An 18,090-nucleotide genomic window follows, 5' to 3' on the forward strand; every position below is an offset into this window, starting at 1 on the left:
AGCATCACTCCGATGAGAGTGGATTGCCCGACGTGCACGCAGGCGTGAGGGGCATTAGCGCGGGGAACTCTTCAGGCGTCAGGGTTTCCTTTTCCAGCAGGAGTCTGGCGCCGGCATCCAGATCGGTCCGGCGGCTCTCAAGCAACGCCTTGGCGCGACTGTAGGCTTCATCGAGCAGGGCTCTGATGCCAAGGTCGATTTCCCGCGCGGTTTGTTCCGAGTAATCCTTATCCCCCCGATTCAACATGTGATCGCCCAGGTAAGTGGGGGTCTGTCGCTCCAGCACCGACTGCCCGAGCTCTGCGCTCATGCCGAAACGGGTAATCAGTTGCCGGGCGATATCGGTGGCCCGGGCCAAGTCGTCCGCCGCTCCTGTGGAAATCTGCCCATAGACGATGTACTCGGCGGCCCGACCGGCCATCAACACCACGATGCGATCCTTGAGCGTCTGGTAACTGATCAGAAAGTGATCTTCGGTCGGGCGTTGCAGGGTGTAGCCCAACGACCCGATGGAGCGAGGAATGATCGAGACCTTGTGCACCGGGTCCATTCCCGGCAAGGTGCCGGCCGCCAGGGCATGGCCCATTTCGTGATAGGCGACCACCAGGCGCTCCTCGGGCTGTAGCAGACTGCTCTTGCGTTCAACGCCGGCGATGATGCGCTCTACAGCAGCCGTGAAGTCATCGAGGCTGACCGCCGGGGCACCGCGACGGGTCGCAACGATCGCGGCTTCGTTGACCAGATTCGCCAGGTCTGCGCCAGTGAAACCGGTGGTGATCTGGGCAATACGCTCGCAGTCGGCGCTGGGATCAGCGGTGATGTGCTTGATATGCACCTTGAGAATCTCGCACCGACCCTTGCGGTCCGGGCGATCAATGACGATCTGACGATCGAAGCGGCCGGCCCGCAGCAGCGCCGGGTCGAGGACTTCCGGGCGATTGGTGGAGGCCAGCAGCACTACGCCCTCGCGAGGATCGAAGCCGTCCAGCTCCGCCAGCAGTTGGTTGAGTGTCTGCTCTTTTTCGTCGTTGCCACCAAATGCACCGATACCGCGCATCTTTCCCAGGGCATCCAGTTCGTCAATGAAAATGATGCAGGGGGCCGCTTGGCGAGCCTGTTCGAACAAGTCGCGAACCCTGGCGGCGCCGACGCCGACGAACATCTCGACGAACTCGGATCCGGAAATGGAGAAAAACGGCACCCCGGCTTCACCGGCGATGGCCTTGGCGACCAGGGTTTTACCGGTTCCCGGGGGGCCAACCAGTAAAGTCCCCTTGGGAATATGGGCACCCAAGCGGGTGTACCTGGCCTTGTCTTTCAAAAACGACACGATTTCCACCAGCTCGGCCTTGGCTTCGTCAATGCCGGCCACATCGGCGAAGGTCACCCCCGTATCGCTTTCGACGAATACTTTGGCCCGTGACTTGCCGACGTTCATCAGGCCGCCAATGCCCTGTTTCCCGGCAAGGCCGCGGAACATAAAGCTCCAGACCACCATGATTATCAGAAAGGGCAGGAACCAACCGAGCAGATTGCCCAGCAAGGTGTTTTCGTTGACGCCGGAAAAACTGACGTTTGATTGAGCGAGTTCTGTCGCCAGGTTGGAGTCGACCCGCACTGTGGTGAACAGGTTATGACCGTTGATGGGCTCTTGCAGTTTGCCGCTGATTTGGTCCTTGGCGATGCTCAATTCGCTGACCTTGTGCTCCTCCAGCAACTGCAGGAACTGGCTGTAAGGGATTGACTCGACGGCACTGCGTCCAAGAAGGAAGAACTGCGCCAGTGTCAACACGGCGAAGATGATGAGGAAGTATGAAATGTTCCACTGATCGGTCTTCTTCATGGCTTGGGCTCGAGAGTGAACGATAAACGTCAACAGACCCTAAATAGTGTTGATTAAAACTTTAGACCAGTTGCCAGTCGATCAGTTTGATCTATATCCAACTGACTGCTTGCAGAGCGAGATCGCCAGGATCAAAAGATCTTGGGCAGCACCTACAAAAAGGGGGGAGGATCCACAAAAAGCCCCTTGCCAGGTTTTCCTGGCAAGGGGCCGATGGGCACACGGTTTTAGTCGGCTTTGATTTTCACGACCTTTTCCGGTTTTAGGGCCTCGGCTTTTTTCGGCAGAGAGACCGTCAGCACGCCTTTGCTGAAATGCGCGTCGATCTTGTCGGCATCGACCTCTTTGGGCAGGTTGAAGACCCGCTCGAATGAACCGTAGCTGCGTTCAGAGAGGTGGTAGCCCTTTCTCTGTTCTTCCCTGTCTGATTTCTTTTCCCCTCTGATGATCAGGCTGCCGTTGGACAGTTTGATCTCAATGTCTTTGTCATCCATACCGGGAAGTTCGGCAGTGATTTCGTAGCTTCTAGCCTGTTCGGAAATATCCACGGCAGGCATTCCACGACCGCTCAGTTCCTGACCCCAGAGTGGCTCGATATCGAAGAGGTTACGGCTCAATGGCTCGACATCGAAGAGGCTCCGGCTGAATGGCGAAAGTGCCGACCCTCGACCAAAGTCTTCGAACAAACGGTCGATCTGTTGACGCAGCGATTCAAAGGGGCGCAAGAGATCAGTACTCACTGCTGTCTGGCGGGGCTTCTGTTCCGTGCCGACCTGCATTTTTTTAATGGGGCTAGACATGTCATTTCTCCTCTGGATTAGAGGTAGTTGCCTATATCCGTGTGGCCTGTCACCTCGGGGGGGATCTATCAGGGAGTCACAGGAGCGTTGCGGCGCCCGTCAACTCAATGTCTGCTTAATAAGAATAGACCGTATTTGGCTTGAGTCAGCGGCACGTCGATCAGTGGAATGGAGGATTCCTGGCTCGAATCAGCGGGAAATCAACCCGTGCTCAATCGCGTAGTTGAGCAAGGCGGCGGGCTTGTCGATGTTGAGTTTGCGACGGATGCTCAGGCGGTGGGTTTCTACGGTGCGCACGCTGATGTCGAGTTCGCGGGCCATTTCTTTGTTGTTCAGTCCTTGGACCATCTTGCAAAGTACCTGGCTTTCACGTGGGGTCAGTTCGCTATCGGTGTGCCTGTCTGCGGCCAATTTCTGCGCGATTTCTGCGCTGTAGAAGGTTCCACCGCTGGCAATCGCCTCGATAGCCGCGATGATTTCACGTGAAGGAGCGTTCTTCAGCACATAGCCGCTGGCACCTGAGCGCACCGATTCACTCACGTACTCGTAGTTGTCGTACATGCTGAGTATCAGGATCTTGATCGATGGGTACTCTCGGCGCAGTGCGCGGGTCAATTCAAGGCCGTTCATGTCCTTAAGTCCAATATCGACCAGTAGCAAATCGGGTTTCGTCCGGCTGACCATTTCGATGGCATCCGCGCCACTTTCGGCCTCACCGACGACTTCCAAAGGCGCCATCACCGCGAGTAAGGCCCGGATGCCGTCGCGAACCAGTGAATGGTCGTCGACCAAGGCAATACGAATCGGGAAAGACAGGCTCATCAGGGTATTTCTCTTATTGTTTTCTGACAAAGATCTGCATCAGATGTCGGTCAGGGACATGGGGAGGAGGACGTTCAATTCGCTCCTGCCAGGCACTGAGTGGAGATCGAATCGGCCACCAAAATGCTCGACTCTTTCACGTATGTTGCGCAGTCCTATACCGCCATGCAGGCGTTCGATTCGAGTGACATTAAAACCGATGCCATCGTCGACGACGATCAGGCGTAAAGCCTGGGCAGAACCCTGCAGGGTGATCGACACCGTGTTGGCCTGAGCATGGCGCTCAATGTTGGTCAGTCCTTCTTGAGCGATGCGGAACAAGGCAACGGCCGCACCGTCGACCAAATGACAGTCGAACAGGTCGCTTTCATAGTTCATCCGCAAGCCACTGCGTTTTTCAAACTCAGTGGCTAATTGTCCGATGGCCGCGGGTAGGCCCAGGGTGTCGAGCAACGATGAACGCAGGTCGTGAGAAATGCTGCGGACCTCCCCGATAGCTCCCCCCAAACGCTCTGTCGCGTCTCGCAAAATACTCAAGCCGTTATCCCGACCCGTCTCGAGCACATGGGTGGCCAGCTCGAACTGAAACTTTATCGACACCAACAACTGGCTGATGCCGTCATGCAGTTCGCGGGATACGCGCGACCGTTCTTCTTCCTGCAAGCTGACGATTCGCTGATTGAGTCGCTGAAGTTTTTTGTCGGCCAAACGGTGCTCACTGACGTTTAAAGTCATGCCACTGGCGAAGACCAGCAGCACGGCGATCAGCGCTACGGCAGCGATCGCCAGCATGGTGGCATGTATGCCTTGCGCGACTTCATCGCGGGCTTGCTGCGTGGCCTGCTCGATGTCTTCGAGGTAGATGCCGGTACCGAGCATCCAGCCCCAACGGTCAAGCATAACGACATAAGCCAGTTTATCGGTGACCTCTCCTGTCGACGGTTTTTTCCAGGCGTAACGCTGGAAACCTTCTCCGGATTCCGCGCTTTTGAGCAACGCCTGAATGACGGGCAAACCGTGGGGGTCGGTCATCTCCCAGAGGTGTTTTCCAACCAGTTCGGATTGCCTGGCGTGCATCAGGTTTCGGCCCTGGCGATCGTAAACAAAGAAGTAGCCATCGATACCAAAGCTGAGTTTCCTCAATTCTTCGAGGACTCGCTTTTGCGCCAGTTCGTCACCCTGACCATTGGCATACAGTGGCTCGATCAAGCTTTTAGCCATTTCTACGTAGTTTTTCAGTTCCGCGCGTTTGCTGGCCAGAATGCTGTCTTCGATCAACTGCGCCTGCTGTTCGCCCAGCTGCCGATTCTGGAAAATCACCAGCGCGCAGATGACAGCAACAGCCAGGATCAGCGGCAAAACGCCTAGCGCGACAATCTTGTGTTTGAGCTGCATCTCTACTCCTGTCCAGACCGGACGGCGGTGCGGAAGGGCTGCTGGCGGGTGTCATGGATTGGGCATGATAAGCGAAAAAGACTTCAGCCCTGCAAGCGTAGAGAGCGCTCGGATTAACGGGTCAGAAATGCTCAAAGGCGGCTCTCAGTAGTACTACGTAGAAGGGGCTTACGTAGTACTGCGGATTCCGCCAATGGCGACATGCGCGGATATTAGGCGAGCTCCGCATAACGGGGCGCTATTATAATAATTATCGCCGCAGGCCATCGGCTGTCGGCAGGAGACACACAATGCCCCGTCTGGTTAAACACCTCGCCTGGTTTGTCGTGGCTGTCATTGGTGCGTTCGCGCTGAGTGTCGTGGCCTTGCGCCGCGGCGAAGCCATTAACGCCCTTTGGATCGTAGTCGCCGCAGTCGCTATCTACCTCGTCGCATACCGCTACTACAGCCTGTTTATCGCCAGGCATGTGATGCAGATCGATCCACTTCGGGCCACCCCTGCAGTGCTCAACAACGACGGTCTGGACTATGTGCCGACCAACAAACATGTTCTTTTCGGTCACCACTTCGCGGCCATCGCTGGCGCGGGGCCGTTGGTCGGCCCGGTGCTGGCCGCGCAGATGGGCTACCTGCCCGGCACGCTCTGGTTGATTGCTGGCGTAGTGTTTGCCGGTGCCGTGCAGGACTTCATGGTCCTGTTCATGTCGACCCGCCGCAACGGTCGCTCCCTGGGCGATATGGTCCGTGAGGAAATGGGCCGTATCCCCGGCACCATCGCGCTGTTTGGCTGCTTCCTGATCATGATCATCATCCTCGCGGTGCTGGCGCTGATCGTAGTCAAGGCCCTGGCCGAGAGCCCGTGGGGCATTTTCACGGTGATGGCGACCATCCCGATCGCGATGTTCATGGGCATTTACATGCGCTACATCCGTCCGGGCCGCATCGGTGAAATCTCGGTTGTCGGGGTGCTTCTGCTGCTGGGTTCGATCTGGTTGGGCGGGCAGATTGCCGCTGATCCGGTCTGGGCCAAAGCCTTTACCTTCACTGGACTCCAGATCACCTGGATGCTGATTGGCTACGGTTTCGTCGCCGCAGTGCTGCCGGTCTGGCTGATTCTGGCGCCGCGCGACTACCTGTCGACCTTCCTCAAGATCGGCACCATCGTCGCTTTGGCGATTGGCATCCTGATTACCATGCCTGAGCTGAAAATGCCGGCACTGACCCAGTTCACCGACGGTACCGGGCCGGTGTGGAAGGGCGGGTTGTTCCCGTTCCTGTTCATCACCATCGCCTGCGGTGCGGTGTCGGGTTTCCACGCGCTGATCGCTTCCGGGACGACACCGAAGCTGCTGGCGAGCGAAGGCCATGCCCGTTACATCGGTTACGGCGGCATGTTGATGGAGTCCTTCGTGGCCATCATGGCGATGGTGGCTGCTTCGGTGATCGAGCCGGGTGTCTATTTTGCGATGAACAGCCCGGCGGCCATTGTCGGTGGTGATGTGGTGTCGGTTGCCCAGACGGTCAGCAGTTGGGGTTTTGCCATTACTCCGGAAGCCCTGCAAGCCGTGGCCAAAGACATCGGTGAAACCACCGTTCTGGCCCGTGCCGGTGGTGCGCCGACCCTGGCGGTCGGTATCGCGCAGATCCTGCACCATGTCCTGCCGGGTGAGAACACCATGGCGTTCTGGTACCACTTCGCGATCCTGTTCGAGGCGCTGTTTATCCTGACCGCAGTCGATGCCGGTACCCGTGCCGGGCGCTTCATGCTGCAGGACTTGCTCGGATCCTTCGTTCCGGCCCTCCGGCGGACGGAATCCTGGACCGCCAACCTGATCGCGACTGCAGGTTGCGTGGCGATGTGGGGTTACCTGCTGTATCAAGGCGTGATCGATCCACTGGGCGGCATCAACACCTTGTGGCCACTGTTCGGTATCTCCAACCAGATGCTGGCCGGTATCGCGCTGATGCTTGGCACCGTCGTGCTGATCAAAATGAAACGCCAACGCTACATCTGGGTGACCTTGCTGCCCGCGGTCTGGCTGCTGATCTGCACCACCACCGCCGGTTTCATCAAGCTGTTCGATGCCAACCCGGCGATCGGCTTCCTGTCTCTGGCCAGGAAGTACAGTGATGCGCTGGCCAACGGTCAGATTCTGGCGCCGGCCAAGGACATCAACCAGATGCAGCACGTGATCTACAACGCCTACACCAACGCGACACTGACAGCGCTGTTCCTGTTCGTGGTGTTCAGCATCCTGTTCTATGCCATCAAGGTCGGTGTTTCGGCCTGGGGCAGTAAAGAACGCACGGATAAAGAAACGCCATTTCAGGCCTTGCCGGACGCGTAATCAAGGAGTGCAGACATGTTCAATGACCTGAGTCGCCTCGGTAAATACCTCGGGCAGGCCGCGCGCCTGATGGTCGGCATGCCCGACTACGACAACTACGTCGAGCATATGCACACCAAACACCCGGACAAACCGGTCATGACCTACGAGGCGTTCTTTCGCGAACGCCAGGAGGCTCGTTACGGCGGCAAGGGTGGTCCCAAGTGCTGTTGAAACACGGCGTTTAGGCAACACACCACACTACTGTAGGAGCGAGCTTGCTCGCTCCTACAGATTGGTCCAAAAAAACTGGACCACAACAGCTTGCCCGCGAAGCTTTTAAACCTTCAACACTTTCCCACTGGCTGCAACGGCCAGTAACAGCAGCGCAATCAAGCCAAAGGCAACGCTCAAACTGCTGCCGTGGGCGATAAAACCAATCACCGCGGGCCCAGCGAGGATGCCGGCGTAGCCCAGGGTGGTAATGGCCGGCACGGCGATGCTTTCGGGCATGACTTTCTGTTTGCCGACGGCGGTGTACAGCACTGGAACGATGTTCGAACAGCCCGCACCCACCAACGCATAGCCCACTAACGCCGCTTCCCAGGCTGGGGCCAGGGTTGCGAGTAGCAGGCCAGCGGCGGCGGTGAGTCCCCCGATAATGATCACCCGTTTGGCGCCGAGCCGATGCACGACGGCATCGCCCGTCAGGCGGCCGGCGGTCATGGTCAGGGCAAACGCGGCATAACCCAAGCCCGCGTAGGCGGCATCGAGATTGCGTTCAGATGTCAGGAACACTGCGCTCCAGTCAAGCACCGCGCCTTCTGCGAGAAACACGATAAAGCACAGAATGCCGATAAACAGCACCACACCATGAGGCACGGCAAAGGCTGGGCCCGCGCTTTCGCTGCCATAGGACAACAGATGCGGCGCAGCCTTGAGCAACGCCAGCACCAGAAACACGATCACCGCCAGCATCGCACCCAACGGTGACATCCCCAGGCCCAGCAGGGCACTGACCCCGGCCGCGCCGACGATCCCGCCAAGGCTGAACAACCCGTGGAAGCCCGACATCATGGTTTTGCCACTGGCGCGTTCGACGATCACCGCTTGCAGGTTCACCGTGGAGTCCACCGAACCAAGCCCGGCGCCGAACATGAACAGCGCGGCAATCAACAACGGAATCGAGGACACCGTCGCCAACAGCGGGAGAGCCAGACAAATCAGAATCGTCCCGCCGGTCATCACGCGACGGCAACCGAAGCGCGAGGCCAGGATCCCGGCCACCGGCATGGCAATGATCGAGCCGACCCCCAGACACAGCAGCAACAAGCCGAGCGTACCTTCATCGAGCCCGGCCCTGGCCTTGGCATAAGGCACCAGTGGCGCCCAGGCAGCGATGCCGAAACCGGCGATGAAGAAGGCGATGCGCGTGGACATTTGCTCCAGGCGCCCGGGGACCACGGGTGCTGGTGTACTGATGGCAGTCATGAAAAATCCTTGGCAATCCGGCCGATAACTAAGTGCAGCGCAACATCCTTGCACATCAGGCATCGCTCGGCGAGGCCGGGGTCTCCCATCGGATGCAAAGCAGTGCCTCACTGAAAGTTTCTCGGTGCGGACGCGGCACCGATCCGGCCAGTGGCATTGCCAATCAAATAAGCGGAAAGTTGCAACCGTTCCGCTCACTCATCAATTAAGGAGAATTCGATGCACTCGGATAAAAAACACTCCCCAACGCTGCAATTGTCGAACCCGCCAGGGCTTTACGATCCGACCGCCAATGGCTATTCCCATGTGGCCCAGGTAGCCGCTGGCGCACGGCTGGTGTTTATCGCCGGACAGGGCGGGGAGAATGCGGACAGTCAGTTATCCAGCGACTTCACTGAACAGGTCCGGCAGGCGTTGGAAAATCTGCAAATCGCCCTGGCAGCGGCCGGTGCCGGGGTGAGCGATGTCGCCAAACTGACGGTATTGATCGTCGACCACAGCCTGGAGCGTCTGGAAATCTTCGGCGAGGAACTGCATCGAGTCTGGGGTTCAGCGCCCAAACCGGCCTGTACCCTGATTCCGGTGCCGAGACTGGCGCTGGACGACATGCTGTTCGAGATTGAGGCGATGGCGGCTGTCGCTGTATGACGCAGTTTTATGATGCCCGCGGCAATATCTACGCCGTTGTCTCACCCAAGGTGCTGCGTCAAAAGGGAATTGAGTTGCCTGAGCTGGCCAGCCAGGCGGCTCAAACCCGCACTACCTGGGCGTTGCAGGCAGTGGAAGCCTTTTGCGGCTGGGCACCCGAAGCCATACCGGCAGGCGCCAAGGCGCATCGTTCGGATGGTCTGCTCATCGGCCCGTTCCAGGCTGCGCCGCCCTACGACCTGCTGATCGTTAACACCGACGGCAGCCTGGCCGAGCGCAGTGGCAACGGTTTGACGATTTTTGCTCAGGCGTTGACTGATCAGGGTTTGATGCCGGAACAGGGAGCGTGCGTGCTCAAGGTTCATCATGACAAGTGTGATGCGATGTCGCCGGTGGAAACCTTGGTAGAGCCGGCCGAGGTGGAAGGCGTCCGCGGGTTTTGGCTGGATTTGGGTAAACCTGCATTCGGCCCGCAAGCCGTAGGTGCTTTGGGCGTTGAGGTCGCCGAATTGAACGGTCACAGTCTGAACCAGGTGCCGCAGCTTTCCTGCTTGAACCCGGCGTGGGATCACAGCCAGTTTGTCCGTATCGGCAATCCTCATTGCGTGACGCTGGTATCGCAAGCGGTTGCGCTACTGAGTAATGAGCAGATGCGCGAGCCCTTTTTGTCTTCCTATCTGACCCGCATCGCTTTCGCGATGCCGGCCGGTGCTGGTAAGCCTTGCCCGGCCGGGGTCAACCTGCAATGGGCGATGCTTGAGTCTGAAGGGCGGATCGTCGCTCGGGTGTTCGAACGCGGTGAAGGCCCGACCGCATCCTCTGGCACCAGCGCCAGCGCGGTGGCTTGCGCGGCGTGGAGTGTGGGTTGGGTTTCGGCGGGGGAAGTCGCGGTGATCATGCCCGGCGGCACGGCGCCGATCTTTCTGGAGGAAAAGGACGGTGAATTGAGCCGGGTCAGGTTGTTCGGGACAGCGAGGATCATCCCTTAGAATTTCGGAGACTGATCGATTGCTATCGCGAGCAGGCTCGCTCCCACACTGGATCTGCGTCAGTCTACGATGGTGTGATCAGCGCAGAACTAATGTGGGAGCGAGCCTGCTCGCGATAGCGCCCGCCCGGTCAGAGAGGCTCTAAGCCAATCAACTAAAGCCCGAATCCCCAACCCATTCCACCTGCGGCATTTGCCTTTTCATCAACACTTCCCCGCCCCGAATCGAATACAACGGCAGCCCTTGGCTGCGGATCACTTCATAGTCGCTGTCGGCCGACAGAATCAGCAGGTTGGCCGGGCGGCCCGGTTCCAGTCCATAACGATCGCCCAGAGCCATGGCCTTGGCGCTGTTGTCGGTGACCAGGTCCAATGCGCTTTGCAGGTTGCGATAACCGAGCATGTGGCAGATGTGCAGACCGGCTTCGAGCACCCGCAAAATGTTGCCGTTACCCAGCGGATACCAGGGGTCGACGATGGAGTCCTGACCGAAACAGACGTTCATCCCGGCCTCAAGCAACTCGTTGACCCGGGTTACACCGCGACGTTTCGGGAAGTTATCAAAGCGTCCTTGCAGGTGAATGCTCTCGGTCGGGCAGGACACGAAGCTGATCCCGGAATGCCCGAGCAAACGGAATAATTTGGCGCAGTAGGCATTGTCGTAGGAGCCCATGGCGGTGGTGTGACTGGCCGTGACCCGGGCGCCCATGTCACGGCTGCGGGCTTCTTCGGCGAGCACTTCGAGGAAGCGCGAATGCGGGTCATCGGTTTCGTCGCAATGCACGTCCACCAGGCAGCCGGTGCGCTCGGCCAGGTCCATCAGGAATTTGACCGAACTCACGCCTTGGTCGCGGGTGTATTCAAAGTGCGGAATGCCACCAATCACATCGGCGCCCAAGAGAATGGCTTCCTCCATCAGCTCCCGGCCGTTGCGGTAGGACTCGATGCCTTCTTGCGGGAACGCGACGATCTGCAGGTCGATTAGATGGCGGCTTTCCTCGCGCACTTCGAGCATCGCTTTGAGCGCGGTCAACGTCGGTTCAGTGACGTCGATGTGGGTCCGAACATGCTGGATGCCGTGGGCGGCGAGGGTGCGGATGGTTTTCTTGGCGCGGGTCTTGGTGTCTTCCTGGGTAATGGTCACCTTGCGTTCGCCCCAGCATTCGATGCCTTCGAACAGCGTACCGCTCATGTTCCAGCGGGGCTCGCCGGCGGTGAGGGTGGCGTCGAGGTGGATGTGCGGCTCGACGAAGGGCGGCACCACCAGATTGCCGCCGGCATCCAGGTCTTCGGGGCCCAGTGTCGGGGCTTCGGTTTGCCGGGCAATGCTGGCGATCAACCCGTTTTCCAGGTGCAGTTCATGCAGACCTTCACGGTTGCGCAGACGGGCGTTGATGATATGCATCGGGGCAGTCCTTTTTGTTCAATCTTATGTTTAGGCGTCGACCGGCATGGATGTTCGGGCGCCGAGCATGCCTGTCAGCACAATATAGGTCAGCGCAGCGGTGGCGATACCCACCAGCGGCGCAACCCATGGTGAGCTGAAGGCCGCCACGGTACCCACCGCATAAGCCGTCAGGCCCGGCCAGTTGAACGCGGGCAGTTGTGCATCTGCCAAGCGTGGATAACAACCACGATAACGGAAAAAGAAATCCGCCATGATTACACCGCCGATGGGTGGGATCACCGTGCCCAGCAGAATCAGGTAGGGCACCAGCATGTCGTACATGCCGAGCAGGGCAAGCAGTGTGCCGATCACCGCGCCGACCAGCGTCACGGTTTTACGCCGCTCTGTGCGCAGCAAGTTGCAGCCGGCCACCGCAAAGTTATAGATGGTGTTGTCCTGGGTGCTCCAGATGTTCAGCAAGAGCATGGCCATAGCCGCCATAGCGAACCCTTGCAAAAGCAGCACTTCGACCACGTCTGGCTGCTGGTAGACAATCGCGCCATAGGCACCGATCAACACCATCAATCCGTTGCCGATGAAGAAGCCGATCAGGCTCGCCAGTACAGCCACCCGGGCCGAACGGGAAAAACGCGTCCAGTTGGTGGCCTGGGTCGCGCCGCTGACGAACGTACCGAAAACCAGGGTGATAGCGGTCGAAAGATCCAGGCTGCCGGTGGGTACGACGGCCAGCAATCCATCCAGACCGCCAACTTTCACCGTGGCGACCCACATCGACAGCATCAGCAGCAACATCATGGCGGGCACCGCGATGTAAGAGAGAATTTCCAGGCCGCGATAGCCGATATACGCGGTGGCGCAGAACGCCATGCCAAACAGCACCATCAACGCCAGTACTGTGCCCTGGCTCAGCTCGAAGTACTTGCCCAAGACCACGGCGGCCGTCGCGGTGCCCCAGGCGTACCAGCCGATCTGGGTGAAACCGAGGATCAAATCGCTCAACTTGCTGCCGATCTCGCCGAAGCAGAAGCGCCCCATCAATACCGAGTTCAGACCGCTTTTGAAGGCGATGTAACCCAGCCCGGCCGCGTAGATACCCAGCAGCAGATTGCCGAGGACGATGACCCCAAGCATCTCGGTGAAACTGAAAGCAACGCCAAGCTTGCCCCCGGCAAACATGGTTGCGGTGAAGAAGGTAAAGCCCAGCAGCACCATCGCTGTAGACGCCAGGCCCTTGCGGGCATGCATGGGGACTTCGCTGAGAGGGTAATCGTTGCCCGGATCGTTCTGCGTCATATGCCTTTCCCTGGTCTGTGAGTGACGCTGGCACATTGCAGTCGCCGTGCCAACGTGCAGGCAGTGATCGACGCACAGCTGGCATCGTGCAACCTGCACAACATTTATAGCCGTGAATGGGGATTTAGCGTGATGGGTTGGTCAATTTGCCCAGTCGGGCACGAAAGCAGTGCGGGGTTGATACAAGTTTGATCACTGTCGGGGATGGGGGCTTTTGTGGGAGGAGGACTTGCCACGATGCCAGTTAGACAATCGGTTTCGGGAGCAACGTGCACCCCGTAGCAGCTGCCGGAGGCTGCGCAGCAGTCGTTAATCCGTCAATTTCATTCTTCCTGAACAAGCGCGGTTTACTGCATTGCGACCGCTTCGCGGCCTAACGTAGCCTTCGGCAACTGCTACAAGGAACAGCGTTATCCGGCGCATCCACTCACCCTAACGACTTACTCATGTAAACCCGCCGCAAGCCGTTCTCTTCGACCCGGTGGGTTTCGACAAAGCCCCTTCGGGTGTACAGCGCAATGTTTTCGCTCATTGCCTCATGGGTGTACAGCCGGATCGAGGCATAGTCCGCTTCAACGGCGTGGAACTCGGCAAACTCCAGCAATTGCCGACCATAGCCCTGGCCTTGCGCCTGTGGGCTGATGGCCAGGTTATCCAGCAACAAGTATTCCTCGGTGTTGATCAACACCACGAAGCCAACCATCGCCACATCGCTCTCAATGACATGGACGCGCCTGGCCAGCACTTGGCTGACGTAGTCATCGAGCATCGGCCCGGGTTTGCGGCCGATACGCTCGATGTAGGGAGAGTAGGCGGCCTGGACGATAGCCTCGATCAGCGCGATGTCTTCCAGGGTTGCGGGACGGATGATGGACTGCATGGAGCCACTACCTTTTAACCGAAGGACGGGTCTGGACTGTAACGGTCCAAAAGCCGAAGGGACAGGCATAAAAAACCACCGGGCTCGGTGGTTTTTTTAATCGCCGGCTTATTCGCCGTGATAGATACAGCCGCTGGTGCAGGTTTCATGGATGCGGATCGCGCTGAGCTCCGGCAGCAGGGGCTTCAGCTCGTTCCAGATCCACTTGGCCAGGACTTCGCTGGTCGGGTTTTCCAGGCCAGGAATGTCGTTCAAATAATTGTGATCGAGGCGCTCATAGAGTGGCTTGAAGATCGCCTTGATTTCCGAGAAGTCGCGAATCCAGCCGGTGTTCGGATCGAGATCGCCGCTCAGGTGAATGGCTACTTTGAACGAGTGGCCATGCAGACGTCCGCACTTGTGGCCTTCCGGAACGTGAGGCAGGCGGTGGGCGGATTCGAAGGTAAACTCTTTGAAAATTTCCACAGTGGTTTGAGCTCTGTCAGGTGGCTATCGCCAGCGGCGATGAAGGCAGGTGGCGAGTTTAACAGCTTGGGTTTGTCGTTGCGGGAAAACACTGACTAAAGGGTCAGCAAGTTCTCCCCCAGCCGACCGGTTGCGGCCAATTCAAGGAACTCGTCACCGAGCCGGCGACTTTCATCCATGGCCGTGCGCCAGTATTTTTGCCGGCTCTGGTCATCGCCCATGAAGCGCTTGAAGTCGTTGCGATCTGGCAGTTTGGTGTAGGGCAGGCGGGACAGGTAGTCCCTGGAGGGCGCCAACAACAAGACGTTCTGCAGCCGCTGCGGGTTGCCACGTCGCCACGGCAAAGCCTTGTCGAACCAGCCGGGAATCACCCGGTCGGTGAAGTGCGGGTAGAGCACGATGTCATCGCCGCTGTAGGGCAAATCGAGGTGGTAATCCAGCAGGCCGCCGTCGCGATAGGTGCCGATACCCGCGCCGGGCAAGTTGCGCACGCCTTCCATGACCATCGGGATCGAGCCGGACGCCAGTAAGGCCTGACGTAGGTTGGCACCATCGAGGTGGACAAAGCGCGAAGGGAAGTCGTTGAGGGCATTGAGTGGCGGCACCAGGCGCGGGTCATGCAGGATCAGCCGTTCGAAATGCCGGGACAGGCGTGAACGGCCGCGCAGGTTATCGGCGATCACCGACGACAAGCCTAGACCCAAGCGGCCGCGATGATCGTCGGCCAGCAGCCCATGACTTTTCACCACAACGATGTTCAGTCGGTAGTCAGGACTGTTCAGAATCGACGCGTCGCGACCGTCGAGCAGGTCGTCCAGCATGCGTTGCGAGCTCTGGCTGATTTGCGCCATGCTCACGCCTTTGGCGAAACGTTGCTCGTTGTAGAGCTGGCCCAGGCGCCGGATCCCCTCGGCGGCATCCGGCAAGCAGGCACTGGCAAAGCGCCAGGAACCGACCGATGCGCCAATCAACGAGCGCTCCCGCGGGGCTGCCGGCAGCCACTCACCAAACAACGCCAGGTCCAGCCCCTGTATGCCCAAGGCTTTTGGTCCACCCGCCGCGCCCGGTAGCGTACCGACATCGGCGGCGCTCAAGCCGTTTTCACGGATCCGCGCGAAGGCGCGTTTTCCGGCTTTGAGGGTCAGGGCAGGGAACTTGATGTGGATAGCGGTCATACCGGCCTCATGTCTGGCGAGCGGGTGATTATAGGGAGTGCCGGCACGACAGGCCGAATGGTTTCAGGGCGGCAATGATGGCAATTCAGTTTCAGTTAAGTTGATGTGGCTATCGTGGGGCCTGTAGGTTTACATCTACTCAGGTGGAACTGCTAGATGCCCAAGGTATTGAGTGGGACCTCGAATTGGACGCTGTCAGCGGGCAGGTTCTCAAGGATCATCAGGATACGTAATGAAGGTAAATCTGCGCGCCTGCAGCCGAACGGTTCTGGTTCTTCTGGCTTTTTGCTCGGTGGCAGCGGCCCGTGACCTGGATCAGGACGAAGCCCTGCACCTGCGTCAGCAAGGCGTGATCGCGCCGCTCGAGCAGCTGCTGGGGCCGGCCATGCAACGCTATCCAGGCGCCAAGCTGCTGGACGCTGAGCTTGAGGAGCATAAAGACCGGAGCGTGCGCTACATCTATGACATAGAACTGCTGACTGTCGAGGGCGTGGTGCGTGACATCGAACTCGATGCCAATACCGGTGAGCTGATCAAAGACAAGGAAGATGACTGATGCGCTTGCTTCTGGTGGAAGACCACGTCCCGCTGGCCGACGAGTTGATGGCCGGGCTCAATCGCCAGGGCTACGCCGTCGACTGGCTGGCCGACGGTCGCGATGCGGTGTATCAGGGCAGCAGCGAACCCTATGACCTGATCATTCTCGACCTCGGTTTGCCGGGGTTGCCAGGGCTTGAGGTGCTGACCCAGTGGCGTGCTGGAGGTCTGGCCACGCCGGTGTTGATTCTCACCGCCCGTGGTTCCTGGGCCGAACGTATCGAAGGCCTCAAGGCCGGCGCTGACGACTACCTGACCAAGCCGTTCCATCCTGAGGAATTGCACCTGCGGGTTCAGGCGCTGTTGCGGCGTTCCCATGGACACGCCAATCAGCCAACCCTCAACGCCGCCGGTTTACATCTGGATGAAGGTCGCCAATGCGTGACCCGCGATGGCGCCGATATACAGCTGACGGCCGCAGAGTTTCGGCTGTTGCGTTATTTCATGCTGCACCCTGAGCAAATCCTTTCCAAAAGCCATCTCGCTGAACATCTCTACGACGGTGAAACCGAGCGCGACTCCAATGTGCTGGAAGTTCACGTCAATCATCTGCGGCGCAAGCTGGGTCGTAGCGTGATTGAAACCCGTCGCGGGCAAGGTTATCTGTTCGGCGCGATTGCTTCGTGAGATCGATTCAGCGCCGTTTGAGTCTGGGGTTGATCAGCGTGATGGTGATCGTCGGCCTGGTGCTGGCACAGACCAGCCTCTGGCTGTTCGAAATGGGCTTGCAGCGTTATCTGGAAGCCGGGCTGCGTGACGACAGCGAAAACCTGCTGGTAGCGTTGGTGCGTGGACCGCAGGGGTTGGAACTGGATGAGCGACGTTTGTCGCCGGCCTATCAACGGCCGTTTTCCGGCCATTACTTTCGCATTGACTTTGCCGACGCCCATTGGCGTTCGCGTTCCTTATGGGATCAGGAACTGCCGAAGCTGGAACAGGCGGGCCTGCAAAGCAATCTGCAACTGGGACCGGAAGGGCAGCAGTTGCTGGTCTTGCGCTCCGACTATCGGCGGTTGGGGCAATCGATCTCCATCAGCGTGGCGCAGGACTACACGCCGGTACGGCAAAGCTTTCTGCGCATGCAGCAGGTCGGCCTCGGCCTCGGTCTGGCGGGTTTGCTGCTGATTTTGATTTTGCAGCGTGTCACGGTTCGCCGCGCCTTGCGTCCGCTGGAAAAGGCCCGGGAGCAGATTGCTCAGCTACAGCTGGGCCAGCGTTCACAACTGGACGACCAGGTGCCGATTGAACTGGAGCCGCTGGTGGCGCAGATCAACCATTTGCTCGCCCATACCGAAGACAGCCTCAAGCGTTCCCGCAATGCCTTGGGCAATCTGGGACACGCCCTGAAAACCCCGCTGGCGGTGCTGTTGAGCCTGGCGTCGAGCGAGAAACTGGATGCTCATCCTGAGTTGCGCAAGATCCTTACTGTGCAGCTTGAACAGGTGCAGCAACGTCTGAATCGTGAGCTGAACCGTGCCCGACTGGCTGGGGATGCCTTGCCGGGTGCGCAGTTCGATTGCGATGCAGAACTGCCCGGTTTGCTCGCCACCCTGAACATGATTCACGGCGCACACCTCGAGCTCAGTCACGCGGTGCGTCCCGGCTTGCACCTGCCATGGGATCGGGAAGACTTGCTCGAGCTGCTGGGTAATCTACTGGACAACGCCTGCAAATGGGCAGATGCCGAGGTGAAACTGAGCATCGTCGAGACGGCTGAGGGCTTTCGCTTGGTGGTGGAGGATGACGGGCCGGGGATTCCCGAGGAGAACCGCGATCAGGTGTTCAGTCGCGGTGCGCGGCTGGATGAACAGACTGATGGCCATGGTCTGGGGCTGGGCATCGTGCGCGATATCGTCGAGGCGTGGGGCGGGTTGTTGCAGCTGCAGAGCAGTGAGCTGGGTGGATTGAAGGTGGTGATTGAGTTGCCTATTGGTTGTCGTTGATCGGACCATCGGCGC

17 protein-coding genes and 1 pseudogene are annotated in these 18,090 nt (G+C 58.9%); 8 read left to right on the forward strand and 10 right to left on the reverse strand.

What is annotated here, in order from left to right:
• Positions 1-4: 4 nt before the first annotated feature.
• From ftsH to ACZYSM_RS14515, 4 genes are all read right to left on the reverse strand, one after another.
• Complete coding sequence (gene ftsH, locus ACZYSM_RS14500; RefSeq protein WP_489072178.1) at positions 5-1,843, reverse strand: ATP-dependent zinc metalloprotease FtsH; 1,839 nt, start codon at positions 1,841-1,843, stop codon at positions 5-7.
• Between the two features lie 227 nt (positions 1,844-2,070).
• Positions 2,071-2,643, reverse strand: a complete 573-nt coding sequence (locus ACZYSM_RS14505; RefSeq protein ID WP_489072179.1) for an Hsp20/alpha crystallin family protein — start codon at positions 2,641-2,643, stop codon at positions 2,071-2,073.
• Positions 2,644-2,832: 189 nt separating this feature from the next.
• Positions 2,833-3,465 (reverse strand): response regulator, encoded by a 633-nt coding sequence (locus ACZYSM_RS14510; protein WP_489072180.1) that lies wholly within the window; start codon positions 3,463-3,465, stop codon positions 2,833-2,835.
• A 39-nt stretch (positions 3,466-3,504) separates the two neighbouring features.
• Entirely contained in the window at positions 3,505-4,860 is a 1,356-nt protein-coding gene (locus ACZYSM_RS14515; protein ID WP_489072181.1) for a cache domain-containing protein, read from the reverse strand.
• Between the two features lie 290 nt (positions 4,861-5,150).
• On the opposite strand from ACZYSM_RS14515, the gene ACZYSM_RS14520 reads away from it, so the two are divergent.
• Both ACZYSM_RS14520 and ACZYSM_RS14525 read left to right on the forward strand, forming a co-directional pair.
• Positions 5,151-7,208 carry a carbon starvation CstA family protein gene (locus ACZYSM_RS14520; protein ID WP_489072182.1) on the forward strand — a complete coding sequence of 686 codons (2,058 nt, stop codon included), beginning with the start codon at positions 5,151-5,153 and terminating at the stop codon, positions 7,206-7,208.
• A gap of 15 nt (positions 7,209-7,223) precedes the next feature.
• Positions 7,224-7,421 (forward strand): YbdD/YjiX family protein, encoded by a 198-nt coding sequence (locus tag ACZYSM_RS14525; RefSeq protein ID WP_419116328.1) that lies wholly within the window; start codon positions 7,224-7,226, stop codon positions 7,419-7,421.
• 105 nt (positions 7,422-7,526) lie between these two features.
• Here ACZYSM_RS14525 and ACZYSM_RS14530 read toward each other — a convergent pair whose 3' ends face one another.
• Positions 7,527-8,678, reverse strand: a complete 1,152-nt coding sequence (locus tag ACZYSM_RS14530) for an MFS transporter (protein WP_489072183.1) — start codon at positions 8,676-8,678, stop codon at positions 7,527-7,529.
• Between the two features lie 219 nt (positions 8,679-8,897).
• Between ACZYSM_RS14530 and ACZYSM_RS14535 the strand changes: the two genes are divergently transcribed.
• The gene (locus tag ACZYSM_RS14535; protein WP_489072184.1) at positions 8,898-9,326 is read left to right on the forward strand and encodes a RidA family protein; all 429 of its coding nucleotides are present in this window, start codon (positions 8,898-8,900) and stop codon (positions 9,324-9,326) included.
• Positions 9,323-10,315 carry a diaminopimelate epimerase gene (locus ACZYSM_RS14540; protein WP_489072185.1) on the forward strand — a complete coding sequence of 331 codons (993 nt, stop codon included), beginning with the start codon at positions 9,323-9,325 and terminating at the stop codon, positions 10,313-10,315. The genes ACZYSM_RS14535 and ACZYSM_RS14540 overlap by 4 nt, the downstream gene beginning before the upstream one ends.
• Positions 10,316-10,465: 150 nt before the next feature.
• Here ACZYSM_RS14540 and codA read toward each other — a convergent pair whose 3' ends face one another.
• The 5 genes from codA to ACZYSM_RS14565 all read right to left on the reverse strand — a co-directional run bounded on the left by codA (position 10,466) and on the right by ACZYSM_RS14565 (position 15,535).
• Positions 10,466-11,719 carry a cytosine deaminase gene (gene codA / locus ACZYSM_RS14545; protein ID WP_489072186.1) on the reverse strand — a complete coding sequence of 418 codons (1,254 nt, stop codon included), beginning with the start codon at positions 11,717-11,719 and terminating at the stop codon, positions 10,466-10,468.
• Positions 11,720-11,749: 30 nt separating this feature from the next.
• Positions 11,750-13,015: a cytosine permease gene (gene codB, locus ACZYSM_RS14550; protein WP_489072187.1), complete on the reverse strand. Its 1,266-nt coding sequence runs from the start codon at positions 13,013-13,015 to the stop codon at positions 11,750-11,752.
• A 427-nt stretch (positions 13,016-13,442) separates the two neighbouring features.
• Complete coding sequence (locus tag ACZYSM_RS14555) at positions 13,443-13,895, reverse strand: GNAT family N-acetyltransferase (protein ID WP_489072188.1); 453 nt, start codon at positions 13,893-13,895, stop codon at positions 13,443-13,445.
• 108 nt (positions 13,896-14,003) lie between these two features.
• Positions 14,004-14,360 carry a 6-carboxytetrahydropterin synthase QueD gene (gene queD, locus ACZYSM_RS14560; RefSeq protein ID WP_489072189.1) on the reverse strand — a complete coding sequence of 119 codons (357 nt, stop codon included), beginning with the start codon at positions 14,358-14,360 and terminating at the stop codon, positions 14,004-14,006.
• 95 nt (positions 14,361-14,455) lie between these two features.
• Complete coding sequence (locus tag ACZYSM_RS14565; protein ID WP_489072190.1) at positions 14,456-15,535, reverse strand: patatin-like phospholipase family protein; 1,080 nt, start codon at positions 15,533-15,535, stop codon at positions 14,456-14,458.
• A gap of 140 nt (positions 15,536-15,675) precedes the next feature.
• Between ACZYSM_RS14565 and ACZYSM_RS14570 the strand changes: the two are divergent.
• The 4 genes and pseudogenes from ACZYSM_RS14570 to ACZYSM_RS14585 form a co-directional block, all read left to right on the forward strand.
• Positions 15,676-15,768, forward strand: a pseudogene (locus tag ACZYSM_RS14570) (PepSY domain-containing protein); the annotation flags it as partial.
• Positions 15,768-16,091: a PepSY domain-containing protein gene (locus tag ACZYSM_RS14575; RefSeq protein WP_489072191.1), complete on the forward strand. Its 324-nt coding sequence runs from the start codon at positions 15,768-15,770 to the stop codon at positions 16,089-16,091. The pseudogene ACZYSM_RS14570 and the gene ACZYSM_RS14575, both read left to right, overlap by 1 nt.
• Positions 16,091-16,759: a response regulator transcription factor gene (locus ACZYSM_RS14580; protein ID WP_489072192.1), complete on the forward strand. Its 669-nt coding sequence runs from the start codon at positions 16,091-16,093 to the stop codon at positions 16,757-16,759. Before ACZYSM_RS14575 ends, ACZYSM_RS14580 begins: the two co-directional genes overlap by 1 nt.
• A complete protein-coding gene (locus tag ACZYSM_RS14585; protein ID WP_489072193.1) occupies positions 16,756-18,075 on the forward strand; it encodes a sensor histidine kinase in 1,320 nt (439 codons plus the stop codon). Before ACZYSM_RS14580 ends, ACZYSM_RS14585 begins: the two co-directional genes overlap by 4 nt.
• The last annotated feature ends 15 nt before the right edge of the window (positions 18,076-18,090 follow it).

Source organism: Pseudomonas sp. F220 (assembly GCF_057813935.1).